General features: G+C 60.8%; 27 protein-coding genes. 22 read left to right on the top strand and 5 right to left on the bottom strand.

Features of this window, described 5'->3' with window-relative positions:
- Window positions 1-294 precede the first annotated feature (294 nt).
- From cobJ to QF010_RS21975, 5 genes are all read right to left on the bottom strand, one after another.
- Window positions 295-1,998, bottom strand: a complete 1,704-nt coding sequence (gene cobJ / locus QF010_RS21995; protein ID WP_429533946.1) for a precorrin-3B C(17)-methyltransferase — start codon at window positions 1,996-1,998, stop codon at window positions 295-297.
- A complete protein-coding gene (locus QF010_RS21990) occupies window positions 1,998-2,729 on the bottom strand; it encodes a precorrin-2 C(20)-methyltransferase (protein WP_033053597.1) in 732 nt (243 codons plus the stop codon). The genes cobJ and QF010_RS21990 overlap by 1 nt, the downstream gene beginning before the upstream one ends.
- On the bottom strand, window positions 2,729-3,355 hold the full coding sequence (locus QF010_RS21985) for a precorrin-8X methylmutase (RefSeq protein WP_033059596.1): 627 nt from the start codon (window positions 3,353-3,355) through the stop codon (window positions 2,729-2,731). The genes QF010_RS21990 and QF010_RS21985 overlap by 1 nt, the downstream gene beginning before the upstream one ends.
- Window positions 3,348-4,655: a precorrin-3B synthase gene (gene cobG, locus QF010_RS21980; protein ID WP_429533945.1), complete on the bottom strand. Its 1,308-nt coding sequence runs from the start codon at window positions 4,653-4,655 to the stop codon at window positions 3,348-3,350. Before cobG ends, QF010_RS21985 begins: the two co-directional genes overlap by 8 nt.
- A gap of 155 nt (window positions 4,656-4,810) precedes the next feature.
- Window positions 4,811-5,464: a hypothetical protein gene (locus tag QF010_RS21975; RefSeq protein WP_429533944.1), complete on the bottom strand. Its 654-nt coding sequence runs from the start codon at window positions 5,462-5,464 to the stop codon at window positions 4,811-4,813.
- Between the two features lie 247 nt (window positions 5,465-5,711).
- Between QF010_RS21975 and cbiE the strand changes: the two genes are divergently transcribed.
- From cbiE to QF010_RS21865, 22 genes are all read left to right on the top strand, one after another.
- The gene (gene cbiE / locus QF010_RS21970; protein WP_429511221.1) at window positions 5,712-6,923 is read left to right on the top strand and encodes a precorrin-6y C5,15-methyltransferase (decarboxylating) subunit CbiE; all 1,212 of its coding nucleotides are present in this window, start codon (window positions 5,712-5,714) and stop codon (window positions 6,921-6,923) included.
- On the top strand, window positions 6,916-8,013 hold the full coding sequence (locus tag QF010_RS21965) for a cobalt-precorrin-5B (C(1))-methyltransferase (RefSeq protein WP_429533943.1): 1,098 nt from the start codon (window positions 6,916-6,918) through the stop codon (window positions 8,011-8,013). The genes cbiE and QF010_RS21965 overlap by 8 nt, the downstream gene beginning before the upstream one ends.
- Window positions 8,010-8,738, top strand: coding sequence for a cobalt-precorrin-6A reductase (locus tag QF010_RS21960; RefSeq protein ID WP_429533942.1), 729 nt, complete (start codon window positions 8,010-8,012; stop codon window positions 8,736-8,738). Before QF010_RS21965 ends, QF010_RS21960 begins: the two co-directional genes overlap by 4 nt.
- Before the next feature lie 265 nt (window positions 8,739-9,003).
- Complete coding sequence (locus QF010_RS21955; protein ID WP_033055621.1) at window positions 9,004-9,294, top strand: addiction module antidote protein; 291 nt, start codon at window positions 9,004-9,006, stop codon at window positions 9,292-9,294.
- A gap of 98 nt (window positions 9,295-9,392) precedes the next feature.
- Window positions 9,393-9,791: a DUF2946 domain-containing protein gene (locus QF010_RS21950; protein WP_429511224.1), complete on the top strand. Its 399-nt coding sequence runs from the start codon at window positions 9,393-9,395 to the stop codon at window positions 9,789-9,791.
- 48 nt (window positions 9,792-9,839) lie between these two features.
- Window positions 9,840-10,319 carry a copper chaperone PCu(A)C gene (locus QF010_RS21945; protein WP_033055619.1) on the top strand — a complete coding sequence of 160 codons (480 nt, stop codon included), beginning with the start codon at window positions 9,840-9,842 and terminating at the stop codon, window positions 10,317-10,319.
- A gap of 20 nt (window positions 10,320-10,339) precedes the next feature.
- Entirely contained in the window at window positions 10,340-10,789 is a 450-nt protein-coding gene (locus tag QF010_RS21940; protein ID WP_429533941.1) for a DUF2946 domain-containing protein, read from the top strand.
- Between the two features lie 84 nt (window positions 10,790-10,873).
- The gene (locus QF010_RS21935; protein WP_429533940.1) at window positions 10,874-12,991 is read left to right on the top strand and encodes a TonB-dependent copper receptor; all 2,118 of its coding nucleotides are present in this window, start codon (window positions 10,874-10,876) and stop codon (window positions 12,989-12,991) included.
- Between the two features lie 70 nt (window positions 12,992-13,061).
- On the top strand, window positions 13,062-14,441 hold the full coding sequence (locus QF010_RS21930; protein ID WP_429533939.1) for a PepSY-associated TM helix domain-containing protein: 1,380 nt from the start codon (window positions 13,062-13,064) through the stop codon (window positions 14,439-14,441).
- 78 nt (window positions 14,442-14,519) lie between these two features.
- The gene (locus tag QF010_RS21925) at window positions 14,520-15,308 is read left to right on the top strand and encodes an ABC transporter ATP-binding protein (protein ID WP_429533972.1); all 789 of its coding nucleotides are present in this window, start codon (window positions 14,520-14,522) and stop codon (window positions 15,306-15,308) included.
- A complete protein-coding gene (locus QF010_RS21920; RefSeq protein WP_429511227.1) occupies window positions 15,305-16,252 on the top strand; it encodes an ABC transporter substrate-binding protein in 948 nt (315 codons plus the stop codon). Before QF010_RS21925 ends, QF010_RS21920 begins: the two co-directional genes overlap by 4 nt.
- Entirely contained in the window at window positions 16,249-17,259 is a 1,011-nt protein-coding gene (locus tag QF010_RS21915; RefSeq protein WP_429511228.1) for a FecCD family ABC transporter permease, read from the top strand. The genes QF010_RS21920 and QF010_RS21915 overlap by 4 nt, the downstream gene beginning before the upstream one ends.
- 330 nt (window positions 17,260-17,589) lie before the next feature.
- Entirely contained in the window at window positions 17,590-18,855 is a 1,266-nt protein-coding gene (gene urtA / locus QF010_RS21910; RefSeq protein WP_033055613.1) for an urea ABC transporter substrate-binding protein, read from the top strand.
- A gap of 220 nt (window positions 18,856-19,075) precedes the next feature.
- Complete coding sequence (gene urtB / locus QF010_RS21905) at window positions 19,076-20,578, top strand: urea ABC transporter permease subunit UrtB (RefSeq protein WP_429511229.1); 1,503 nt, start codon at window positions 19,076-19,078, stop codon at window positions 20,576-20,578.
- Window positions 20,578-21,657: an urea ABC transporter permease subunit UrtC gene (urtC, locus tag QF010_RS21900; RefSeq protein WP_429511230.1), complete on the top strand. Its 1,080-nt coding sequence runs from the start codon at window positions 20,578-20,580 to the stop codon at window positions 21,655-21,657. Before urtB ends, urtC begins: the two co-directional genes overlap by 1 nt.
- Window positions 21,654-22,526: an urea ABC transporter ATP-binding protein UrtD gene (urtD, locus tag QF010_RS21895; RefSeq protein ID WP_033055610.1), complete on the top strand. Its 873-nt coding sequence runs from the start codon at window positions 21,654-21,656 to the stop codon at window positions 22,524-22,526. The genes urtC and urtD overlap by 4 nt, the downstream gene beginning before the upstream one ends.
- 134 nt (window positions 22,527-22,660) lie before the next feature.
- Window positions 22,661-23,359 carry an urea ABC transporter ATP-binding subunit UrtE gene (urtE, locus tag QF010_RS21890; protein WP_033055608.1) on the top strand — a complete coding sequence of 233 codons (699 nt, stop codon included), beginning with the start codon at window positions 22,661-22,663 and terminating at the stop codon, window positions 23,357-23,359.
- Between the two features lie 43 nt (window positions 23,360-23,402).
- Window positions 23,403-24,242 carry an urease accessory protein UreD gene (locus tag QF010_RS21885; protein ID WP_429533938.1) on the top strand — a complete coding sequence of 280 codons (840 nt, stop codon included), beginning with the start codon at window positions 23,403-23,405 and terminating at the stop codon, window positions 24,240-24,242.
- Between the two features lie 161 nt (window positions 24,243-24,403).
- Window positions 24,404-24,706 (top strand): urease subunit gamma, encoded by a 303-nt coding sequence (gene ureA, locus QF010_RS21880; RefSeq protein WP_033055605.1) that lies wholly within the window; start codon window positions 24,404-24,406, stop codon window positions 24,704-24,706.
- A gap of 9 nt (window positions 24,707-24,715) precedes the next feature.
- Window positions 24,716-25,249 (top strand): GNAT family N-acetyltransferase, encoded by a 534-nt coding sequence (locus QF010_RS21875; protein WP_429511234.1) that lies wholly within the window; start codon window positions 24,716-24,718, stop codon window positions 25,247-25,249.
- Between the two features lie 6 nt (window positions 25,250-25,255).
- On the top strand, window positions 25,256-25,789 hold the full coding sequence (locus tag QF010_RS21870) for a GNAT family N-acetyltransferase (protein WP_033055602.1): 534 nt from the start codon (window positions 25,256-25,258) through the stop codon (window positions 25,787-25,789).
- Window positions 25,789-26,097: an urease subunit beta gene (locus QF010_RS21865; protein WP_033055601.1), complete on the top strand. Its 309-nt coding sequence runs from the start codon at window positions 25,789-25,791 to the stop codon at window positions 26,095-26,097. Before QF010_RS21870 ends, QF010_RS21865 begins: the two co-directional genes overlap by 1 nt.
- The last annotated feature ends 67 nt before the right edge of the window (window positions 26,098-26,164 follow it).

The raw sequence follows: 26,164 nt of genomic DNA, 5'->3' as shown, positions 1-26,164 counted from the left end.
CCCACCAAGATGCAGAAACTATCCGACCTCAAACAACACTAACCGAACGCATTTCCCACCTCAAAACAGAAAACAAACAATTGATGACCAACCGAACATTCAGAAACTTAAACACCCACCCAAACAACAAAAGAAAGACAACAAAATGCTCGACCATCAATAAACCCGATAGCGACCTTACTTCCAAACCAAATATTAACTTACATCAAGACATCGAACTGTCGGCCGCAGTCAATGCGAGTTCATTAACCACAGACAGGTATAAAAGCGGCCCCTGGACGAGGCCGCCGACACTCACGAAGTTGGCTTGTCGCCGTACCAACGAGGCGTATACACCCACTCGCCACCCTCGGCACGAGGGAACACGCAGGTGGTGGAGGAACCGATCAGCACCATGGTGCGCATGTCGACCTGGTCCGGGGTCAACTGCCCCAGCGTGGTGACGCGCAAGGTCTGGCCCGGGCGACCAATGTCGCGCCCCAATACGACCGGCGTTTCAGCGGTGCGGTGCTGCGCGACAATCTCCAGGGCCCGACCCAATTGCCATGGACGTGAACGCGAGATCGGGTTGTAGAACGCCAACGCCAGATCGGCTTCGGCGGCCAGGTCCAGGCGTTTCTCGATGATCGCCCAAGGCTTGAGGTTGTCCGACAGCGACATCACGCAGAAGTCATGCCCCAACGGCGCACCGGCCTGCGCAGCGGTCGCCAGCGAAGCGGAAACACCCGGCAGGATTTCCAGATCGACGCTATGCCAGCTCTGCTCACTCGACTCATGCAACGCTTCAAGCACCGCCGCCGCCATGGCGAACACGCCGGGGTCACCGGACGACACAACAATCACCGAACGGCCTTGCGCCGCCAACTCGAAGGCGTGGCGGGCACGCTGCATTTCTTCGCGGTTGTCGGTGCAATGCAGCACCTGATCTTCACGGAACGGCCCGGCCATGCGCACGTAGGTTTCGTAGCCGAGTACGTCGGTGGCCCTGGCCAGTTCGGCCTTGACCGCGGGCACCATCAGTTCGGCGGCGCCAGGCCCCAGACCGATCACCGCCAAACGACCACGTGCACGGCCGATTTTCGCAGCGTCCAGCGGCTGAGTGGCGACCGCGATGGCAATGCCGGTATCCGCTGACACGATGGTAGCGTTCGGCACGGTGTGGCGGGACAACTCGCTAACGCCGCCGCTGACCGACGCAAACCGCAGAGGCACACCCAGTTCAAGTGCTGCTTCGCGCAATGCCGTGCTGGCCATGTTCAGATCGCTGGCCAACAGGCACGCCACCGATTGCACGGCGATTTTCGCTTGATGCAGGGCCGTGCGAATCGCGTCTGGCAGACCCGTCACTTCGCCGCCCACCGTCACCAGCACATTGCGCGGGTAGATCATCAATTCATTGGCTGTCGGTGTCCGCTCGGCATTGCCGACATGGATCGACAGCTGCGCGTGAGGATCTTGCGGCAATTGCGCTTGCGCCAGCCACGGCGCAGCCCCTTCGACGCGGACGCTTTGGCCGGCGAGCAAATCCGAGACGAAGCGCTTGCCCAGTTCCAGATCGCCGAGGGCGTAACCGCTGGGTGGATTGAGCAGGCAGGTGCCGAAGCGCAATTCACCGCTGGTGGTGATCGCCGCAGCAACCTCAAGACCAGCAGCAATCTCGCGCGCCATGACGTTCACGCCACCGAGACCACCGAGCAGCGGCACCACGGCGCTGCCGTCTTCGGCCACGGCCAGCACCGGCGGCTCGGCGCCTTTTTCCAGCAGTAACGGCGCAAGAGTGCGGATCACGATGCCCGCAGCGCACAACGCGATAATCGGCGTGTCCTGCTGATAGAACTCACGCAAGGTGGCACCGAACTCGTGATAGACGCGGTCCGCGCCTTCCACCCGCTCGGCCAGGCCATGGACCAATGCGCCAGGGTACAACTGCGCAATCTTGCGCGCGGTCGCGAGGCTGCCATTGCCCAGAATGACAATCGCCGGAACTGGACGGGACATCAGCCTTGCCACCTTTCGCCGGGCACAATGATCAGCGAGAAGTACGGCGAGGACATCGGCTCGACCTGATCCAGCGGGACGATTTTCTGATTGGCCATGGTCGCGCGCTCAACGTACAACGCACGCTCCGCCAGCCCGAGCTCTTCGAGCACCTGACGGACCTTGGGAAAGTTGCGCCCCAGTTTCATGATCACGGCGGCATCGGCATCGGCCAGACGCCGCTTGAGATCGTCGGCGGGCAATACACCCGACAGCACCGACAAACTCTGATTGCGATACACCAGTGGCGCGCCCAGTACCGAGGCACCGCCGAGCATCGAACAAACGCCCGGCACAACTTCGGCTTCGTAGCGCTCGGCCAGCCGATCATGCAGGTACATATAGGAGCCGTAGAAGAACGGATCACCCTCGCAGATCACCGCCACGTCACGGCCAGCGTCCAGGTGCGCGGCGAGTTCTTCGCCGGCCGCATCGTAGAAATCGCTGATGACTTGTTCGTACGACAGCGGCGCCGGCAACGCTTCGGTGGTCACCGGATACACCAGCGGCAGCAGCGTTTGCGCGTCCTGCAAATGCGCCTCGATGATGCCGAAGGCGTTGCCCTTTTTGCCCTTGGCGACGAAGTACGCCACCACCGGCGATTCGCGCAGCAGGCGCAGGGCTTTGACTGTAATCAGCTCCGGATCACCAGGGCCGACGCCCAGGCCGATCAAACGTCCAGGTTGCTGCATCATTCGATCTCCGTAGCGAGGGCATTGACGGCGGCGGCGGCCATGGCGCTGCCGCCCAGCCGGCCTTGCATGATGACGAAGGGCACGCCACGGCTGTCCGCCGCGAGCGCGGCCTTGGATTCGGCGGCGCCGACGAAGCCCACCGGGAAGCCGAGAATCAGCGCCGGTTTCGGTGCGCCCGCGTCGAGCATTTCCAACAGATAAAACAGTGCGGTCGGCGCGTTGCCGATCACCACCACGCTGCCTTCCAGATGAGGGCGCCACAGTTCAAGCGCAGCGGCGGAGCGGGTGTTGCCCAACTCCCGGGCCAGATCAGGAACGCTTTCATCGCGCAGGGTGCAGATGACCTGATTGTTCGCAGGCAAACGCGTGCGGGTCACGCCTTCACTGACCATCCTCGCATCGCACAGGATCGGTGCACCGGCGGCCAGCGCATCACGGCCGGCCTTGCCCGCGCCTTCGGAAAATTGCAGGCCGTCGATAGCGTCGACCATGCCGCAAGCATGGATCACACGGACCGCGAGTTTTTCCAGGTCGGCCGGAATACGCTCGAGGTTGGCCTCGGCACGAATGATCGCGAAGGAGTTGCGATAGATCTCCTGACCGTCGCGGATGTAATCAAGCATCAAGGGGGCTCCGTGAGCGGGCGTCGAGCAAGGCTGCGACCGCTTCAATAGTAAGGTTGCATGCGTGCAGCGCGCCGAAACCCGGCTGCGCTGCATCGCGAAAATAGAGGTCGTAGTGACCGGGAGAAACCGCCAGCAATGTGATGGGGGCGATGTGTGCGGCCGCGCAGGAACGTGAGCAACCGGACAGGTGGACGTTCTGTGTCTGGCCCTGATGTTGCAACAGCGCGGCCAGTTGCCGGGCATCGCCCTTGGTGTCGGCCAGGCCTTTGCTGCAACCCGTCGAGCCGGTGCAGGCGATCAGATGCGCCAAGGCATCGTCGGCCGAGCAACGCAGGCCAAGTTGTTCGAGGCTGTGGATAACTTGAGATGCATCGTCGCCATGGACACCGGGCAACAACAGGCTTTGCCAAGGTGTGAAACGCAGGCTGCCATCGCCCTGGTCGCGCGCCAATTGTGCGACGCCTCTGAGCATCGCGGGATTGAGGCGACCCAGAGGCGGCACCGCGCCGATATACACGCGCTCGGCCTCGCTCTGTGGATGAACGCCGATGTGCAAGACACTCGGACTAACCTTGCGCTGCCAACCCTTGATGGGCATTAACAGCACACGTTCGGCCAGACGAGCGAGAAACCCGTCGAGCGAACATTCAGCGAGCAAATGCCGCATTCGCGTCTGCTCGGGACGCGCCATGTCGAGAAACAACTCAAGCACCCCGACCACCAGCGCATGGCCCTGCTCCAGCGGCACCGCGCCCGCAGGCGAATCCACGGGACACCCCGCCAGACCGAATGCAAAAACCAACTCGCCGTCTCGTTCAGTGGCGGACAACCACAGGTCATGGGGATGTTCGAGCATCGCCAAGCCTTCGCCGCCATCCAGTTGCACGGCAAACTTGGCACTGAGGTCGTGGAAGCGTTCATGGCTTTGCAGCATGACGAGGATCTGCTCGGCCAGCGGACGCGTATCGAACAGCATCTGCCGATCAATCCCGGCGCTGGGGCTGAGCATCAAATTGCGCACATCGTCGCCAGCGGCGGTGCTTGGCCCCAACCCGGCAGCCATCAGGCCATCGATCAAGGCGCCCTGTTCACTGCCGATGCCGCGAATCTGCAGGTTGGCACGGTTGGTCGCCTCGATTACGCCTCCGGCGAACCGTTCAGCGGCATCGGCCACTGCATCGGCCTGATCTGCCGTGATCGAACCACCATTAAGCTTGATCCGGCAGATCCCACCGTCCAGCGCCTGGACGATACGCAGCAACCCCGGACAGGCCGAGGGGCGTAAAGCGTTGGACATCGGGCGTTCGTTCAATGAGTGACCGGCTGACTGGATGCATGTGAAAGGCGAAGGGCTGCCATTATGCCTGCTTTGCCCGAGCGCATGAAAAGTCTGCCGGTCGGAAACGCTGCCAACGTATCAATCAAGCAAAAGAATGCTTCGGCCTGCGTGGATTAGAGCTCGAACTCGCTGAACTCAAGCGCAAGGGCTCGCGTGGCCTCTTCCACGCGTTGTCGAATGGCGTCCATGTCTCGACGCTTGATCTCCAACCGCCGAATCCGGATATCCAATTGGGACAGACTCTGGTCTATCGTCCAGAACAGATAGGGTGTAGTGATGCCCAACTTGATCAACCGGACATGACTGACCACCATTTCCAGATCTCCGTTGTGTTTATAACTGACTGGCACGATGTTGAATCCGGCTATTTTCCCACTAGTGCCCGCAATCTTCGCCAGCAACCCGGCGTCACGCTCCAGCTTTGCGAGTACTGTTCCAACCTGCGCTATTTGAGCGCTCGTGAGGTAGGGACGTGCCACGTTCAACCAAGCCTGTTTCAAACTGCCCGAAAACTGCGGCTTGATGTACTCGACAGGCTCGGCAAGTTTCCAATCCATTGACCAAAACATATTGGTGTACTGGTCGAACCAGGGCCCCGGCTGCGTCTCGCTCTTTGCGACTTTATCCGCGCCATTCTGGGCCAGATAAATGCAATTTTTGACAAAACTATTGTCGGCGACAGTCTGGCCGGCAATGCCGGTCAGTAACACATTATTCATCATCAGCGTGTCATGCTCGACGACACTTTTAGCTATCACGTTATCCATATAAGCTTCTTTCATCCTTGATAGTGTCGCGACCAACATCAACTATCGGCCAAATATTTAATACATATAAGTTTGCGCAACCTGAACAAAAACCAAACTATCAAAACTATCATTACAACAGACATTTTTTCGTCAACATTAAGTGTCTGCAACCCGAAGTACCCTTTCCCGGCCATAGACCTGCGTCAGATGACAGAAGCCGCGTTATCATGTCGCCTTGACGATGAACATTGGATTAAGGAACAACATGGCCTCCTGGCTGACAGTAGTGGGAATCGGTGAAGACGGCTTCAAGGGCCTGGGCAAAAACGCCCGGCACGCTCTGCTGCGCGCTTCGCGGATCATTGGCGGTCAGCGGCAACTGGATTTGCTGCCGGTGTGCATCCGTGGCAAGCGACAGTTGTGGCCCAGCCCTTTCTCCCTTGAGCCGGTTTTGGCGCTGCGCGGCGAACCGGTCTGCGTACTGGCCAGCGGCGATCCGATGTTCTTTGGCGTGGGCGCAAGCCTTGCCCGGAAACTGCCCAACGATGAAATGCTGATATTGCCAGCGCCCTCTTCTTGTTCATTGGCGGCGGCGCGAATGGGCTGGCCGTTGCAGGATGTGGTGACACTGTCGGTGGTTGCCCGTCCCATCGCCGCACTCAGCGCGCAGTTGTTCAGCGGTGTTCGCTTGCTGGTGTTGAGCAACGACGGTCAGAGTCCGGCCGCGATCGCTGCGTTGCTACGTGAGCGCGGTTTCGGGGCGAGTCGCCTCACCGTGCTGGAACATCTGGGCGGTGCCGCCGAACGACGCATCGAGGGTGTCGCCAATGACTGGAACGATCCGGTGATTGCCGACCTGAACCTGATCGCCATCGAGTGCATCGCCGAGCCCAATACGCCGCGACTCTCTCGACTGGCCGGCCTGCCGGACTCAGCCTTCAAGCACGACGGCCAATTGACCAAGCGCGACGTGCGCGCCATTACCCTCGCGCGTCTCGCTCCGATACCCGGTGAACTCTTGTGGGACGTCGGCGCCGGCAGCGGCTCGATCGGCATCGAATGGATGCGCGCCCACCCCAGTTGTCGGGCGCTGGCCATCGAGGCCGATGAAGGGCGGCAGCTGTTGATCGAACACAACCGGGAGGCCCTCGGTGTTCCCGGCCTGCAGCTGATTCGCGGCAGTGCACCGCTGGCCTTGGCCGGGCTCGAGGATCCAGACGCCATTTTCATTGGTGGCGGTGTCACCCGCGAGGGCGTGCTCAACACGTGCTGGGCCGCACTCAAGCCCGGCGGCCGACTGATTGCCAACGCCGTCACACTGCAAAGTGAAATGACCTTGATGGCCTGGCGCGAGCAGCACGGCGGTGAGCTGACGCGCATTCATATCGCTCAAGCGCAACCGCTGGGGGACTTTGATACCTGGCGTCAGGCGTTGCCGATTACCTTGCTGGAAGTGACGAAGCCTTTCGATGCGTGACGAAACCGCTGAACAACCCGCCCCGTTACGCAGCGGCCTGACCACCGGCAGCTGCGCCACCGCAACCAGTCTGGCGGCGGCTCGTTTGTTATTGGGCGGGCTGAGTGCTGACGCTGTGGAGATCGTTTTGCCCAAGGGCAAGCAGGTGCAGATGCGGCTGGAGTTCTGTCGTCTGATCGACAACGGCGCCGAAGCAGGGACGATCAAGGACGCCGGCGACGATCCGGACGTGACCCATGGCGCGCTGCTTTATTCCCAGGTACGACTGAGTAACGAGCCGGGCATTCGCTTCAATGCCGGTCGCGGCGTCGGCACGGTGACCCGGCCGGGGCTGGTGCTGGGCGTCGGTGAACCCGCGATCAACCCGGTGCCACGCAAGATGATCACCGACCACTTGACCTTGCTGGCCGAGGAACTCGATTACCGCGGCGGATTCGAGGTCACGGTGAACGTCGAGGACGGTGAAGCACTGGCCTTGAAAACCATGAACCCGCGCCTGGGGATTCTCGGCGGTTTGTCGATCCTCGGCACCAGCGGTATCGTCCGGCCGTTTTCCTGCGCAGCCTATATTGCCTCGATCCATCAGGGCATCGACGTCGCAAAAACCAACGGCTACTTGCACATCGCCGCGTGCACCGGCAATGCCAGCGAAGACACCATGCGCCGGGTCTATGACCTGCCGGAAATCGCCCTGATCGAAATGGGCGACTTCGTCGGCGCCGTGCTCAAACATCTGCGCAAAGTGCCTGTGGATAAACTCAGCCTCTGCGGCGGCTTCGGCAAGATCAGCAAACTGGCGGCTGGGCACATGGATTTGCACAGCCGACATTCGAGCATCGACCTGCCGCAACTGGCCGAGTGGGCGGCGGCGATTGGCGCCGATGAGACGTTGCAGCAAGGGATTCGCGAAGCCAACACCAGCCAGCAAGCCTTGGCGATGGCCAGCGCTGTGGGTATCGCGCTCGGAGATGCTGTGTGTCAGCACGCGCTGGACTTTGCTCGCAGCGTGGTGCCGGCGCAGGTTCAGGTTGAAGTATTTGCCATCGATCGCCAGGGTGGGATTGTCGGCCATGCGGGAGATTTTCAATGAAGCGCGTGTTGTTGCTCGGTGGCGTGACAGAAGCCTTGGCCATCGCCCGGACCCTGGGGCCAGAACACATCTATAGCCTGGCCGGCGTCGGGCGTGTGCCGACGGATCTGACCTGCCAGGTTCGCGTTGGCGGCTACGGCGGGGCCGAAGGGCTTGCGCAGTTCATTCGGGATGAAGGGATCGACCTGCTGCTGGACGCCACCCACCCCTACGCCGCACAAATCAGCCAGAACGCCGCCACTGCCGCGCAATTGAGCGGCATTGCATGTTGGGCGCTGAGGCGTCCGGCCTGGCAGCCACAGCCCGGCGACGACTGGCGAGACGTCAGCGATTGGGCCGAATTGATCGAAGCGCTGAAACCGTTTCGGCGACCGCTGTTCACCCTCGGCCGCGAACCCTTGCAGCATCTGCATGAAATCCCGCCAGAGCAATTCTGGACCTTGCGTGCCCTGGACGTTTACCCCGGCAACGAACGCTGCGAAGTCATCGGCGCGCGCGGGCCATTTCTGATCGAGGATGAACGTGCGCTGTTTGAACGTCGGCAGATCGATGTACTGATCAGCAAGAACAGCGGCAGCACCGCGACCGAACCGAAACTGGAAGTGGCACGGGAGCGTGGGGTACCGGTGATAGTTTTGCAGCGGCCAGTGTTGCCGGAGATTGATCGGGAGTTTGGGTCGGTGAGTGACGTGTTGGCAGCCCTGACAGCAGAAACCACTACATAACCCTGTAGCAGCTGGCGGAGCCTGCGTTCGGCTGCGCAGCAGGCGTAAATCCTGCATCCACGATTAACCTGAAAGACCGAGGCGTTTGATTTTACGACTGCTGCGCAGCCGAACGCAGGCTTCGCCAGCTGCTACAAAAAAATGCGCAACGCCCTACCTATCTATCGGACCTTACCCACAACATCATCCAACGCGGCTGACTAGTCAGGTCGCAACCCCGTCCCTATATTTCCGAGTCCCACGAATGTAGCGCTCGGAGTACCGAATGACCGAACAATTCACCCGATTCGATGCCGCCGAATTTCTAAAAACCCCAGAAGAAATGGCCGCTTACCTGGACGCCTGTTTTGAAGAGGATGCTGGCGATGGAGTGCTCATACGTGCAGCCCTTAACGACATAGCCCGAGCAAAGGGCATGACACAGATTGCCCGTGATGCAGGCCTGGGTCGTGAAAGTCTGTACAAAGCATTGGGCAGCACTGGCAATCCGGAATTCGCGACTATCATGAAGGTTATGAAAGCTTTGGGCCTGCGCTTGCACGCCAGTACTCTCTGACTGCGCTGCGACACCACACCGCACGCCGCTTTTTTACTTATCGGCCCTTATCAGGCTAAATAGCCGCGCCTGATCGCCCACCCAACCGGATTATTCCCATGTCCCGACAACGGCTCGCATTTGCCTGGATAGCCTGCTTCGCAGTGCTATTCAACATGCTTGCCATGCCGATGTCCGGAGCGATGGCACAGACGGCGAAATCACCCGCCGAGCAGTTGTTGTGGGGCAGTTTCTGCTCCGCCAGCGGCACGAAGATGGTGGCGATCTCCTTGGGCGATGTCGAACAGAAAGCGCCGCAGAACGACGATCATTCCAACATGCAGCATTGCTGGTGCTGTTCAGGTTCCGCGCCACTGGTGGCGCTGCCCGGGCATGTGCCGCAACTGTACTTCGCGCGTTTCGAGGCCAATCGAAGCCTGCCTCACGCCACTCTCGATACACCGACACCGCGCCAGCAATGGCCGAGCCTCAACCCCCGCGCTTCCCCTCTGGTGTGATTCCTTCTCGCAATTGACCTGCGTTTTGAATCGTTCTGGAGAACTGCCATGTTGAACAAACTCATCGTCCTGGCTGTGTTGCTGCTGCCTGCCTGTTTTGCCAATGCCCACGAATACACGGCCGGGGAGCTGGAAATCGCTCATCCGTGGTCGCAAGAGTTGCCGCCCAACGCGCCAACGGTCGCGGCGTATTTCGTGATTCACAACAGCGGTAAAACGGCCGACCGACTGCTCAGCGTCGACTCGCCGATTGCAGGCGAAGCCCAGCTGCACGAGCATGTGATGCAGAACGATCTGATGAAAATGCAGCAAGTACCGAGCGTCGACATTCCTGCCAGTGGCAACGTCACTTTTGCGCCGATGGCCTACCACGTGATGCTGGTAAACCTGAAAGACCGCAGCCTGTTGAGTGACGGCAAACGCTTCCCGCTGACGATGCACTTCGAAAAATCCGGCGACGTGACGGTCGACGTCTCGGTGCAGAAGAAGCCGCCGGAAGGCATGCAGATACACGCCCACGCCCAGTAAGCGACTGAGCAAAAACGCCCATGCGCCCGCTTAGCGCCAGGTCATCCGCACACCGTCGTCAGCCGTTAAGCCTGACGCGCGGTAGCTGGATCAGCCTGTTCGCCATGTTGATGATCTTTATCGGCCCGCTGATTTCTCAGTCGATGCCGATGGATCAACGCGCCTCCTCGATGACCATGAGCATGTCGATGGACATGAGCATGGACATGTCGGCGATGGATCACGCCGTCCACGATGCGCAACCCGCTGCCGAACACTGCCCGCCCAAAGCCTCACATCACGCGCTCTGGGAAAAATGCGGCTATTGCAGCCTGCTGTTCAATTGCCCGGCGCTGACCGGCGGCCAGTCCTTCGTTGCCTTCGACACACCACAAGCCACCACTTTCACCACACCCTCCCCTCGCCTGGGCCACGCCCGCCAAACCTTCTTCCCCGGCGCCCGCACCCGCGCCCCGCCCATCAACGCGTAAACCCTCACATCCGATCTCACACGGTTTAGAAGACAGCCGCAGGCTGCCGGCCGTGTCGTTTACGACTGTTCGATGGAAATTGTCATGTCCAGGTTTTCTGCTGACACACGCTTGAGCGCTGCCCAGGCTTCTTTTGCCCCGAACGAATCCAGCATTCGTTTCAAGCACGCCACCGCCTTCCTTTGCGGTGCAATGCTGACACCCATGGTGCTGGCCGATGAACACGCCGGTCACAGCGAAGAACTGAGCCCGACGGTGATCACCGCCATCGCGCCGAGTTCGCCACTGACCATCGTCACCAACCCCAAGGACCCGCGCCAACCGGTGCCGGCCAGCGACGGTGGCGACTACCTGAAAACCATTCCCGGCTTCGCCCTGGTGCGCAATGGCGGCACCAACGGCGACCCGGTACTGCGCGGCATGTTCGGCTCGCGGCTGAACATCCTCACCAACGGCGGCCAGTTGCTCGGCGCCTGTCCCGGTCGAATGGACGCACCGACCTCATACATCTCGCCGGAAACCTACGACAAACTGACCGTCATCAAAGGCCCGCAAACCGTGCTCTGGGGACCCGGCGCGTCGGCCGGGACCATCCTCTTCGACCGTGAGCCGGAAAGCTTCGGCGAACTCGGCACGCGGGTGAACGCCAGCGTACTGGCCGGCTCCAACGGCCGTTTCGACAAAGTGCTGGACGCTGCGGCCGGCGGGCCATTGGGTTACGTGCGAGTGATCGGCAACACCGCGCAGGCCGACGACTACCAGGACGGCAACAACGACACCGTGCCGTCGCGCTATGACAAATGGAACGGCGATGTCGCGGTGGGCTGGACCCCGGACGCCGACACCCTGCTGGAACTCACCGCCGGCAAGGGCGATGGCGAAGCGCGTTACGCCGGGCGCGGCATGGACGGCTCGCAATTCAAGCGCGAAAGCCTGGGCATGCGGTTCGAGCAGTCGAACATCGGCGATGTGCTGGACAAGGTCGAGGCGCAGATCTACTACAACTACGCCGACCACGTGATGGACAACTACACCCTGCGCACGCCGTCCGGTACCGGAATGATGGCCGGCCCAATGGCCTCCAACGTCGACCGTCGAACCCTCGGCGCACGGATCAAAGCCACCTGGCGCTGGGCCGATGTGCAGTTGATCAGCGGCATCGATGCGCAGACCAGCGAACATCGCCAGCGCAGCGCCATGGGCATCGACGTCTACAAGGAATTACCACGCAACAAGGACGCCGACTTCCACAACTACGGCGTGTTCAGCGAATTGACCTGGTACGCCGCCGACCGTGACCGGCTGATTACCGGCGCGCGCCTGGACCGCGCTTCGGCCAAGGATTTTCGGCAGACCACTGGCTCCGGGATGATGACGCGCCCTAACCCGACCGCCGACGACACCCGTGCCGACACACTGCCAAGCGGCTTCGTCCGTTACGAGCATGACCTGGCTGACAGTCCGACCACGCTGTATGCCGGCCTCGGTCACACCCAGCGTTTCCCGGATTACTGGGAGCTGTTTTCACCCAAGTCCGGCCCCGCCGGCTCGGTGAATGCCTTCGATTCGATCAAGCCTGAAAAAACCACCCAGCTCGACTTCGGCCTGCAATACCAGACCGAAGACCTCGAAGCCTGGGCCTCGGGTTACGTCGGGCAGGTGCGCGACTACATCCTGTTCAACTACACGCCAACAATGATGGGCATGACCTCGCAAGCACAGAACATCGACGCGCGAATCATGGGCGGCGAATTGGGTGCGGCCTACAAGCTGACCAGCCACTGGAAAGCCGACGCGACCCTGGCCTATGCCTGGGGCAAGAACAGCAGCGACGGTAACGCACTGCCGCAAATGCCGCCGCTGGACGCACGTTTCGGCCTGACCTACAGCGAAGACAACTGGAGCGCCGGGGCCTTGTGGCGCGTGGTCGCGGCGCAAAACCGCATCGACAAGAACAAGGGCAACGTGGTCGGCAAGGACTTCGACAAGACCCCGGGGTTTGGCGTGTTCTCGCTCAATGGTGCGTACCGGATCGACAAGCACTGGAAGGTCAGCACCGGCGTCGACAACCTGTTCGGCAAGGCGTACGCCGAGCACTTGAACCTGGCCGGCAACGCCGGTTTCGGCTACCCGGCCAATGATCCGCAAGCCATTAAAGAACCGGGGCGAACGCTCTGGACCAAAGTGGACATGAGTTTCTAACAAGAAAAGTCGAGAGATCGCAGCAGCGATCTTTCGACAAACAATTGATTCGCCAAGCGGAGCACAACCGATGAAACAGCCCAAACCGAATTTCTACAACCTGGCCTGGCGCTGGCATTTCTATGCCGGTCTGTTCGTCGCGCCTTTCATGGTGATGCTGGCCCTGACCGGCATCATTTACCTGTTCAAGCCGCAACTCGACCCGTTGATGTACGGCAGCCTGCTGAACGTCCCGGCCGGGCATCACAGCGTCCCGGCCGATGACCTGCTCAAGCGAGTGAAAGAGGCTTATCCACACGCCACGATCAAGCAGTATTTGCCACCGGTCAACGCTGAACGCAGCGCACAATTTGTCGTGCTCAATGGCGGTAACGAGCTCAACGTTTTCGTCGATCCCTACCACGCTGACATCCTCGGCGAGCAAGACGCCAAGAAGAATCTGCAAGCCGTTGCGCGAGCGATTCACGGTGAGTTGATGATCGGCACCGTCGGTGATCGACTGATCGAACTGGCCGCCGGCTGGGGCGTGGTGTTGGTGGTCTCCGGCGTCTTTCTGTGGTGGCCGCGCGGTCAGGCGGCCGGCATCCTGTGGCCACGCTTGAGCAGTCGCGGTCGTGTGCTCTGGCGTGACCTGCACGCGGTGACCGGGTTCTGGGGCGCGTCGTTGCTGCTGGTGATGCTGCTCAGCGGCATGACCTGGACCGGGTTCTGGGGCAAGCAATACGCCGAAGTGTGGAATGTCTTTCCGGCAGCGATGTGGGACGACGTGCCCAAGTCCGATGTCGAGGCTCGCACCCTCAACACCGCCACCCGCCAGACCGTGCCTTGGGCGATGGAAAACACACCGATGCCGATGTCCGGCGACCACGCCGAACACATGGCCCACGGTAGCGCGCAAGCGGGTCCCGCCGCGCCGACCATCAGTTTGCAGGACGTGCAGAACATCGCTGCGCAACGCCAGGTCGAACCGGGTTACAGCATCACCTTCCCGACCACGGCAACTGGCGTGTTCACCATCGCGGTGTTCGCCGACGACCCGCGCAATGACGCCACGCTGCATGTGGATCAGTACACCGGCGACGTCCTCGCCGACGTGCGCTACGAGCAATACGGCGCCGTCGCCCGCGCGACGGAAATCGGCGTGATGCTGCATGAAGGCAAAATGTTCGGCCCGCTCAATCAGATCATCATCCTGCTGATCTGCCTGATGATTCTGCTCAGCGCCGTCAGCGGTGTGGTGATCTGGTGGAAGCGTCGCCCGCAAGGCAAGTTCGGTGTCCCGCCGCTGCGTCACGACTTGCCGAAATGGAAAACCGCGATGGTCATCATGTTCGGGTTGGCGGTGGCGTTTCCGTTGGTGGGCGCTTCGCTGGTGGTGGTCTGGCTGCTGGATCGGGTGCTGCTGTCGCGCTTGAGCGGCCAGTCTGAATCCGCCTCATCTTCATCCTGAAGACAGCGAGATGCCTGTTGCAGTGCGGTTGACCTTACAATGTCGGCCCGCTGCAACAACCCGCACGTCGAGCATGCAATGACCTCGCTGAACCTCACAAATCTCGCCTGGACACCCCTGGGCCACGGCCATTGCCATCACCAGTTCCAGCTGCGTGATGCAACCTTGCACGTGCTCCCCGGTGAGTTCGTCGGTCTGATCGGCCCTAACGGCAGCGGCAAAACCAGCCTGCTGCGTTGTGCCTGGCGCTTCAGCAAACCCGAGCGCGGCGAGGTCAAGCTCGACCACCACAACGTCTGGAAGCAATCCTCGCGTTGGTGCGCGCAACGCATCGCCGTGGTCCTGCAGGAATTCCCCGATGCCTTCGGCCTGACCGTCGATGAAGTCGTCGCCATGGGCCGTACACCGCACAAAGGCCTGTTCGACGGCGATACCCTCGAAGACAGAAATCTCGCGACCCAGGCCCTGGAATCAGTCGGTCTGAAGGGCTTCGAGGATCATGCCTTCGCCACCCTCTCCGGCGGTGAAAAACAGCGCGTGATCCTCGCCCGCGCCCTGTCTCAGCAACCGCAAATGCTGATCCTCGACGAGCCGACCAATCACCTCGACCCGCGCTATCAACTCGAACTGCTGCAACTGGTCAAACGCCTGAAGATCGGCACCCTGGCGAGCATCCATGACCTCAATCTGGCGGCGGCTTTCTGCGATCGGCTGTACGTGATCAATCACGGGCGCATCGTCGCCAGCGGCACCCCCAAAGAAGTCCTGACCGCCCCCCTGTTGCGCGACGTGTTCGGCGTCGAAGCGCTGATCGATGAACATCCTTTGCACGGCTACCCACGAATCACCTGGATAACCCAACCATGACTTTGCGTTCCCTGCTTTGCGCCGCTCTGCTGCTGGGCAATTCCCAAGCATTTGCCGAGGCCACTCACTACCCGTTGACCGTGCAGAGCTGCAACCGCGAAGTGACCTTCAAGCAAGCGCCGAAACACGCGGTCAGCCACGACATCAACATGACCCAGATGATGCTCGCCCTCGGCCTGAAACCCAGCATGGCCGGGTATAGCGGCGTTACCGGCTGGAAGTCGGTCACGCCGCAGATGCAGACCATCCTCGATGGCTTGCCGGAGCTGGCGGCCAAGTACCCGTCGGTGGAAACCCTGCTCAACGCCAACGTCGATTTCTTCTTCGCTGGCTGGGATTACGGCATGCGCGTGGGCGGTGACCTGACGCCGCAAACGTTGCAGCCGCTGGGCATCAATGTCTATGAGCTGACCGAGTCCTGCGCGTTCGTGATGAAGCGTCCGCCGGCCAGTCTGGAAGACACCTACAACGACCTGCGCAACCTCGGCAAAATCTTTGACGTGCAGGATCGCGCCAATGCCTTGATCGGCCAGATGCAGGCGCAAGTCACCGAAGTGCGCAAGGACCTGCCGGCAGACAAACCTCGCGTGTTCCTCTATGACAGCGGTGAAGACCGCGCCATGACCTCCGGCCGTCTCGGTATGCCGCAAGCGCTGATCGACGCTGCTGGCGGGCGCAATATTCTCGACGATGTCGAAGCGAGTTGGACCCGGGTCAACTGGGAGAACGTGGTCGAGCGCAATCCGCAGGTGATCGTGATCGTCGACTACGGCGAAGTCACCGCCGAACAGAAAGAGCAATTTCTGCTCAACAACAAGGCGCTGCAATCGGTGGACGCGATCAAGAACCAGCGCTTCATCGTGATTCCGTATGTGCAGGCCACGCCGGGTATCGACAACGTGCTGGCGGTTGAAACCCTGGCCAAGGGTTTCCACGGCGAATGATCAATCGTCGCTACGCCTTGTTGCTGGTGGCCCTCGGCGCGTTGTTGCTGGTGTCGTGCGTGGTGTCGCTGGGCTTTGGCCCGGCGCGGGTGCCGGTGGACGTTGTGTGGCGGATTTTGCTGCACAAGATGTTCGGTTTCGGCGTGCCGGACTGGGCCACCGGGCAGGAACATATCGTCTGGCTGATCCGCGTGCCGCGCATGTTGCTTGGCGCGTTGGTGGGGGCCGGGCTGGCGCTGATCGGTGCGGTGCTGCAAGCGGTGACACGCAATCCGCTGGCCGATCCGCACCTGCTTGGAGTCACCTCTGGCGCGACCCTCGGTGCCGTGATTGTGGTGCTGCATGTCGGTGAAATCGTTGGCCTGCTGACCTTGCCAATCGCGGCGTTTATCGGCGCGTTGCTTAGCATGCTGATCGTTCTGATGATCGCCAACCGCAACGGGCGGCTGGACAGTGATCGGCTGCTGTTGTGCGGCGTGGCGGTGTCGTTCGTGATGATGGCGATCGCCAATCTGCTGCTGTTTCTCGGCGATCATCGCGCGAGTTCGGCGGTGATGTTCTGGATGCTTGGCGGGCTCGGGTTGGCGCGTTGGGAATTGCTGGCGGTGCCGGCGGCCAGCGTGTTGCTCGGTTTGCTGTTGTTGCTGGGAATGGCTCGACCATTGAATGCGTTGATGACGGGAGAACAGACGGCGGTGACCCTTGGGCTGAATGCTCGCACCGTGCGGTTACGGGTGTTTTTGATTGCCTCGCTGATGACCGGGGTGTTGGTGTCGATCAGCGGATCCATCGGATTTGTCGGGCTGATGGTGCCGCATATTGCGCGGCGGTTGGTCGGGGCGGAGCATCGGCGATTGCTGCCGGTGTGCGTGTTGTTGGGCAGCCTCTTTCTCGTCTGGGTCGATGTCGCCGCCCGCACCCTGATCGCCCCCGAAGACCTGCCCATCGGCGTCGCCACCGCCGCCATCGGTGGGCTGTTCTTCATCGGCCTCATGCGCCGCCGCTGAACCCACAAGAACACCACCGAACCTGTGGGAGCGGGCTTGCCTGCGATGACGGCGGCACATTCAACATTTCTGTGACTGAACCACCGCTATCGCGGGCAAGCCCGCTCCCACAGGGGTAAGCGCCGTTCACAGATTCTTCGCCCCAATGTGGCGCACCCCTTCGCACCAACGCGCCAGAGGCGGTCTTTCATGGTGCACCACCTAAACCGCGCAACCGCTCTAATACGACATTTCCCTGCCTTTGGCCGACCAGGCACAGCCCTTGCTAAAGACTCTTCAGTAGTCCGCATCTGCCACCAAGAAAATTCATAAGTTCATGGAGATCGCACAATGAAGCGTCGCAGCTTGATCAAGGCTTTCACACTTTCGGCAAGCATTGCCGCGATGGGCATGACCTGGAGCCTCCAGGCCGCCGAGACCATCAAGGTCGGTATTCTGCATTCGTTGTCCGGCACCATGGCGATCTCCGAAACGTCGCTCAAAGACATGGCATTGATGACCATCGACGAGATCAACGCCAAGGGCGGCGTGAACGGCAAAATGCTGGAGCCTGTGGTCGTCGACCCGGCATCGAACTGGCCGCTGTTCGCTGAAAAAGGTCGTCAGTTGCTGACTCAGGACAAGGTGGCGGTGGTGTTCGGTTGCTGGACGTCGGTGTCGCGTAAATCGGTGTTGCCGGTGTTCGAAGAGCTCAACGGCCTGTTGTTCTACCCGGTGCAGTACGAAGGCGAAGAGATGTCGCCGAACGTGTTCTACACCGGCGCCGCACCGAACCAGCAAGCGATTCCGGCGGTGGAATACCTGATGAGCGAAGAAGGCGGCAGCGCCAAGCGTTACTTCCTGTTGGGCACTGACTACGTTTACCCGCGCACCACCAACAAAATCCTGCGCTCGTTCCTGCACTCCAAAGGTGTGGCGGACAAGGACATCGAAGAGGTCTACACCCCGTTCGGCCATAGCGATTATCAAACCATCGTGGCCAACATCAAAAAATTCTCGGCCGGTGGCAAGACAGCGGTCATCTCCACCGTCAACGGCGACTCCAACGTGCCGTTCTATAAAGAGCTGGCTAACCAAGGCTTGAAAGCCACCGACGTTCCGGTCGTGGCGTTCTCGGTCGGCGAAGAAGAACTGCGCGGTATCGACACCAAACCGCTGGTGGGCAACCTCGCAGCGTGGAACTACTTCGAATCGGTCGAGAACCCGGCGAACAAGAAATTCGTCGCCGACTGGAAAGCCTACGCCAAGAAACACAACCTGCCGGGCGCCGACAAAGCGGTGACCAACGACCCGATGGAAGCCACGTACGTGGGCATCCACATGTGGGCGCAAGCGGCTGAGAAAGCCAAGTCCACCGACGTCGACAAAGTCCGCGAAGCCCTCGCCGGCCAGACCTTTGCCGCACCGTCCGGGTACACCCTGACCATGGACAAGACCAACCACCACCTGCACAAACCGGTGATGATCGGCGAGATCCAGGCGGACGGTCAGTTCAACGTGGTGTGGCAGACCGAAGGGCCGATCCGTGCCGAGCCGTGGAGCCCGTTCATTTCGGGTAACGACAAGAAGCCGGATTATGCGGTGAAGAGCAACTGAGGCGGATCTGGAGTTTGGGGTGGGCTTGAAATCCCCCCCTCACCCTAACCCTCTCCCCAGAGGGGCGAGGGGACTGACCGAGTTGTCTGGTCGAGCTACTTCGACCTGCGCAATTAAGTCGAACTCAGGATTTGAAAAGCATGAAGATCGGCCCCCTTTCCCCCTCGCCCCATTGGGGAGAGGGTTGGGGTGAGGGGTCGATTTAACAGGAACACCACATATGCCCACTGCCCTCTACCGCTTCATCTTCGCGCTCGCGCTCTTGCTGCCGATGGCCGTACACGCCAGCGACACCGAAGACTTCGTCGCCGCCAATCCCGTGCAACAAGCAAAACTCCTCGAAGCCTGGGCCGCGCAGCCCGACCCGGTCCGTATCGAGCTGATCAACGCCCTGCAGCAAGGCGAGTTGACCGTCGACGGCCAACCGAAAACCCTGCGCCTGAACAACCGCCTGCGGGGTCTGATCGACACCGCTATGGCCAGTCACCAATTGCTCGCCACCGACACCAAACCCCGTCTGGCCGCCGCGCAGCAATTGCAGAAAAGCGCCAAACCGGCGCAGTTGAAATTCCTCGACCAGCAACTGGCTGGCGAGCAAGACAAAAGCGTTCACGCGGCTTTGAGCCTGGCGCTGGCCAACCTGCAACTGGTGGACACCGACCCGGCCGTGCGGCTTGCCGCTGTGCGTCTGCTCGGTGAAACCGGCGATCCGATGGCCCGCACTCGCCTCGAAAGCCTGCTGCAACCGGGTGTCGAAGCCGACGCCGGCGTACGCACCGCCGCCGAAACCAGCCTCGCTCAGGTCAAACGCAAATTGCTGATCGGCGAGATCCTCGGTCAAGCCTTCAGCGGCATGTCCCTCGGTTCGATCCTGTTGCTTGCCGCACTCGGTCTGGCGATCACTTTCGGCCTGCTCGGCGTGATCAACATGGCCCATGGCGAGATGCTGATGCTCGGCGCGTACTCGACGTACGTGGTGCAGTTGATGTTCCAGCGCTTCGCCCCGCAAGCCATCGAGTTCTACCCGCTGATCGCCTTGCCGGTGGCGTTTTTCGTCACCGCCGCCATCGGCATGGCACTGGAACGCACGGTGATTCGCCACCTCTACGGCCGACCATTGGAAACCCTGCTCGCCACGTGGGGCATCAGCCTGATGCTGATTCAGCTTGTCCGATTGGTATTCGGCGCACAGAACGTTGAGGTCGCGAATCCGGCCTGGCTGTCCGGCGGAATTCAAGTGCTGCCCAACCTTGTACTGCCCTACAACCGCATCGTGATCATCGCTTTCGCCCTGTTTGTGGTGGTGCTGACCTGGTTGCTGCTGAACAAGACGCGCCTGGGTTTGAACGTTCGCGCCGTTACCCAGAACCGCAACATGGCCGCTTGCTGCGGCGTGCCGACCGGGCGCGTGGACATGCTCGCTTTCGGCCTCGGTTCGGGCATTGCCGGACTCGGTGGCGTAGCCCTCAGTCAGATCGGCAACGTCGGCCCGGACCTCGGCCAGAGCTACATCATCGACTCGTTCCTGGTGGTGGTGCTTGGTGGCGTCGGCCAATTGGCCGGTAGCGTGCTCGCTGCGTTCGGCCTCGGTATTGCCAACAAAATTCTCGAACCGCAAATCGGTGCCGTGCTCGGCAAAATCCTGATCCTCGCGCTGATCATTCTGTTCATTCAGAAACGTCCGCAAGGCCTCTTTGCACTGAAAGGACGGGTGATCGACTGATGAACCAGCCCCTGATGCTCACGGCCACGCAAAAGGCCGGCCCAAAAGTCACGATTGCCCTCGGCGCAGTGATCCTCGTTCTGTTGCTGGCGTTACCGCTGCTGTCGCTGCTATCGCCGGACAGCACGTTTCACGTCTCGGCTTACACGCTGACGCTGGTGGGCAAGATTCTTTGCTACGCGATTGTCGCGCTGGCCCTCGATCTGGTCTGGGGTTACGCCGGTCTGTTGTCCCTTGGTCACGGCTTGTTCTTCGCCCTCGGCGGTTATGCGATGGGCATGTACCTGATGCGCCAGGCGTCGGGCGATGGCTTGCCGGCGTTCATGACCTTTCTGTCGTGGACCGAATTGCCGTGGTACTGGACCGGCACCAGCAGTTTCCTCTGGTCGATGTGCCTGGTGGTGTTGGCGCCGGGGTTGCTGGCGCTGGTGTTCGGTTTCTTCGCCTTCCGCTCGCGGATCAAGGGCGTGTATTTCTCGATCATGACCCAGGCCCTGACCTTCGCCGGGATGCTGTTGTTCTTCCGCAACGAAACCGGGTTTGGTGGCAACAACGGCTTCACCAATTTCCGCACGATTCTCGGGTTTGGCATTACTGAGCCGGGGACTCGCGCGGTGTTGTTTTTCGCCACGGTGGTGTTGCTGGTGGCGAGCCTGTTTATCGGCTGGCGTCTGGCGCAGAGCAAGTTCGGCCGGGTGCTGACCGCACTGCGCGATGCCGAAAACCGCCTGATGTTCTGCGGCTACGACCCGCGCGGTTTCAAGCTGTTTGTCTGGGTGTTGAGCGCAGTGTTGTGCGGCCTGGCCGGTGCGCTGTACGTGCCGCAAGTCGGCATCATCAACCCGAGTGAAATGTCGCCAACCAACTCCATTGAAGCAGCGGTCTGGGTTGCACTTGGCGGTCGTGGCACCTTGATCGGTCCGTTGCTCGGTGCCGGTGTAGTCAACGGGATGAAGAGCTGGTTCACCGTGGCTTTCCCGGAATACTGGCTGTTCTTCCTCGGCGCGCTGTTCATCGTCGTAACCCTGTACCTGCCCAAAGGCGTGATCGGTCTGCTGAAAAAAAGAGGTGAGCAATGAGAGTCACAGCGACGGCTGAATTCATGCTCGAACCGGCGTTTTTTCCGCCACTGGAACCCAACAGGGACGCCGGCAGCAGCCGCGACGCCATCGGCCTCGGCCAAGCCGCCGGCAAAGGTCTGAACACCCGCCACGGCACCATCCTGACCCTGGAAGACATCAGCGTCAGCTTCGATGGCTTCAAGGCGCTGAACGATCTGAACCTGTACATCGGCGTCGGCGAATTGCGCTGCATCATCGGTCCCAACGGCGCGGGCAAGACCACGCTGATGGACGTGATCACTGGCAAGACCCGTCCGAGTCACGGCAAGGCCTGGTTCGGTGAAACCCTCGACCTGACGCAGATGAGCGAAGTGCAAATCGCCCAGGCCGGCATCGGTCGCAAGTTCCAGAAGCCGACAGTGTTCGAAGCCTTGAGCGTGTTCGAGAACCTGGAGCTCGCGCAGAAAACCGACAAATCGGTGTGGGCCAGCCTGCGGGCTCGCCTGAGTGGCGAACAGAAAGATCGCATCAGCGAGGTGCTGGACACCATTCGCCTGACCACGTCGGTCAATCGTCCGGCGGGTTTGTTGTCCCACGGTCAGAAGCAGTTTCTGGAAATCGGCATGTTGCTGATGCAGGACCCGCAACTGCTGCTGCTCGACGAGCCGGTAGCAGGCATGACCGACGCCGAAACCGAATTCACCGCCGAACTGTTCAAGAGCCTCGCGGGCAAACACTCGCTGATGGTGGTGGAACACGACATGGGCTTCGTCGGCTCCATCGCCGACCACGTCACCGTGTTGCACCAGGGCAGCGTGTTGGCCGAAGGGTCGCTGGAGCAGGTGCAGGACAACGAGCGCGTGATCGAGGTGTACCTCGGTCGCTAGACCTGTGAACACCTATCCAACTGTAGGAGTGAGCCTGCGCGCGATAACGGTGGGTCAGACAACATATCTGTTGATTGAAAGACCGCTATCGCGAGCAGGCTCACTCCTACAGGGGATTTGAGGAGGATTTGAACATGCTGCAAGTCGACAAGCTGCACCAGTATTACGGCGGTAGCCACATCCTGCGCGGCCTGACGTTTGACGTAAAGGTCGGCGAAGTCACCTGCCTCCTCGGCCGTAACGGCGTGGGCAAGACCACCCTGCTCAAGTGCCTCATGGGTTTGTTGCCGGCCAAAGAAGGCGCGGTGAACTGGGAAGGCAAACCGATCACCGCGTTCAAGCCACACCAGCGGGTTCACGCCGGGATCGCTTACGTGCCTCAGGGTCGGGAAATTTTCGGCCGGCTGACGGTGGAAGAAAACCTGTTGATGGGCCTGTCGCGATTTCCAGGCGCAGAAGCCAAGGAAGTCCCGGCGTTCATCTACGAACTGTTTCCGGTGCTGCTGCAGATGAAGCAACGGCGCGGCGGTGACTTGTCCGGTGGCCAACAGCAGCAATTGGCGATTGGCCGAGCGTTGGCCAGCCGTCCACGCTTGCTGATTCTCGACGAGCCCACCGAAGGCATCCAGCCATCGGTGATCAAGGAAATCGGCGCAGTGATCAAGAAGCTTGCGGCCCGTGGTGATATGGCGATTTTGCTGGTGGAGCAGTTCTACGATTTCGCCGCCGAACTGGCCGATCAATACCTGGTGATGTCCCGGGGCGAAATCGTGCAACAGGGTCGCGGAGAAAATATGGAGGCCGAGGGTGTACGCGGTCTGGTTACGATATAAAGCTACGATCTAATCTGCAGCGTCCTGACGATAATTAGAGATCATGAATTTACCTCTTCCCACTGCCCTGTTTACCCCCAGCTGGCACGCCGAGCTGGAACTCGGCTACTCCCGATTCGGCGACAGCACGCGCCCGGTTCAGCGCCGCCACAAAGGCCCGCTGCGGGTGCAAAAGCACCTGTATGCCGAAGGGCCGGAGGTTTGCCAGCACATCATCGTGCACCCGCCGGGCGGGATTGCCGGTGGTGATCGGCTGGACATCTCGGCCAGTGTCGGCCGCGATGCCTGGACGCAAATCACCAGCCCCGGTGCGGCCAAGTGGTATCGCGCAGCGGGGCCCGCTTATCAGCAGCTGGATTTGAAAGTGGCGAGCGGTGCGACACTTGAATGGTTGCCACAAGAGACGATCATTTTCAGTGCCGCCCAGGCTGAACTCAGCACCTGCATCGACCTTGAAGGCGATGCCCGGGTGTTCTACTGGGACGTGGTAGCACTGGGTCGCCCGGCCAGTGGCGAGCGTTTTGACCTCGGGCATTTTCAGGCGCAACTGGACATCCGCCGTGACGGCCAGTTGCTCTGGCACGAACGCCAGCGCATTGTCGGAGGCGATGGTTTGCTTGATTCGCCGATTGGCCTGGATGGGCAACCGGTGTTTGCGACGTTGCTGGTGACCGGGGACATCAATAGCGACTTACTGGAGCGTTGCCGTTCGCTGCCCCATGACGTGCGTGGAGATCTGACCCAGTTACCGGGGTTGTTAGTCGCACGTTGCCTGGCCAGTGAAGCGCTGCTGGCACGCGGTTGGCTGATTGATTTGTGGCGATTGCTCAGGCCTGCATTACTTGGCCGCGAAGCCGTCCCCCCAAGAATATGGAGCACCTGAAACACGATCCCCTGTAGGAGTGAGCCTGCTCGCGATAGCGCCGGCACACTCAACACATAAGTTGCCTGACACACCGCCATCGCGAGCAGGCTCACTCCTACAGGGGTTTTGTGTTTACACATCCGAATACTTTTTTTACTGCCGATTATGGATTCCCAACGATGGACCTGACCCCACGCGAAAAAGACAAGCTGCTGATCTTCACCGCCGGCCTCGTGGCCGAGCGACGTTTGGCGCGAGGTGTGAAACTCAACTACCCGGAAGCCATGGCCTACATTTCCGCCGCGCTGCTCGAAGGCGCACGTGATGGCCGGACTGTGGCCGAGCTGATGCACTTCGGCACCACCCTGCTCAGCCGCGAACAAGTGATGGAAGGCATCCCGGAAATGATCCCGGAGATCCAGGTCGAAGCGACCTTTCCCGACGGCACCAAACTGGTCACCGTCCACCAACCGATCGCCTGAGGCCGCGCCATGACCTACCACATCCGCGATGCAGAGTACGCCGACTTGCCGGCGATCCGCGATATCTACAACGACGCCGTACTCAACACCACGGCCATCTGGAACGAACAGGCCGTGGATTTGGGTAACCGCCAGGCCTGGTTCAGCGCCCGGCAATCCCAGGGCTACCCGATTCTGGTAATCGTCGACGGCGACAACACGGTGCTGGGCTACGCTTCATTCGGTGACTGGCGGCCGTTCGACGGGTTCCGCCATACCGTCGAGCATTCGGTTTACGTGCGCAGCGACCAGCGTGGCAATGGTCTCGGCCCACAATTGATGACTGCGTTGATCGAGCTCGCCAAAGGCTGCGACAAACACGTGATGGTCGCCGCCATCGAAAGCGGTAACGCTGCTTCTATTCGCCTGCATGAACGGGCCGGTTTCGTGACGACCGGCCAGATGCCTCAGGTGGGCACCAAGTTCGGTCGCTGGCTGGACCTGACCTTTATGCAACTGACCCTCAATCCTGGCGCGGAACCGCCGACCGCCAACAAGGAGTAATTTGCCATGAACGCCGCCCAACTGCGCCGCGTCAATGTTGAAAGCTTTGCGCACTATCGTCAGGGTTTGATTGATCTGCTGCTCGACGCCGTCGGCTATGGCGCCAGCGTCGGGTTCATGGCCAATCTGGACGCCACCCAGGCCCGAGCCTATTTCGATGATGTCCAGGAGAACCTGAACAAGGGCAACGTGCTGCTGTGGGTGGTGGTCAAGGACGAACAAGTGCAGGCCAGCGTGCAACTGACCCTGTGCCAGAAAGCCAATGGCCTGAACCGTGCCGAAGTGCAAAAGCTGCTGGTGCGTGAACATGCGCGTCGCCGGGGACTGGGCCAACAGTTGATGAGTGCACTGGAAGCGGCCGCGCTCCAGCACAAGCGCGGCATGCTGTACCTCGACACCGAGGCCGGCTCTCCCGCCGAAGACTTCTACAAGGCCCTGGGTTACACCAAGGCCGGCGAAATCCCCGACTATGCCTGCGACCCGAGCGGTCTCTACAAACCGACCGCGCTCTACTACAAGATTCTCCAAGGAGCCCATTGATGATTCCTGGTGAATACCAGATCCAGCCCGGCGACATCGAACTCAACGTTGGCCGTCGCACCCTCAACCTGAAAGTGGCCAACAGCGGCGACCGGCCGATTCAGGTCGGCTCGCATTACCACTTCTTCGAAACCAATGATGCGCTGACGTTCGACCGCGCCGCCAGCCGCGGCATGCGCCTGAACATCCCCGCCGGCACCGCCGTGCGCTTCGAGCCGGGGCAGAGCCGCGAGGTCGAGTTGGTAGACCTGGCCGGGCATCGCCGGGTGTTCGGGTTTGCAGGCAGGATCATGGGTGACCTGGATTAACACCGCCCTTGTGGCGAGGGAGCTTGCTCCCGCTCGAGCGCGAAGCGCTCGCAATACAGCTAATGCG

This window comes from Pseudomonas silensiensis (assembly GCF_050434865.1).
Lineage (GTDB): Bacteria > Pseudomonadota > Gammaproteobacteria > Pseudomonadales > Pseudomonadaceae > Aquipseudomonas > Aquipseudomonas fluorescens_W.
The sequence above is the reverse complement of the archived record's forward strand: the minus strand, read 5'-3'. Positions and strand labels throughout refer to the sequence as shown.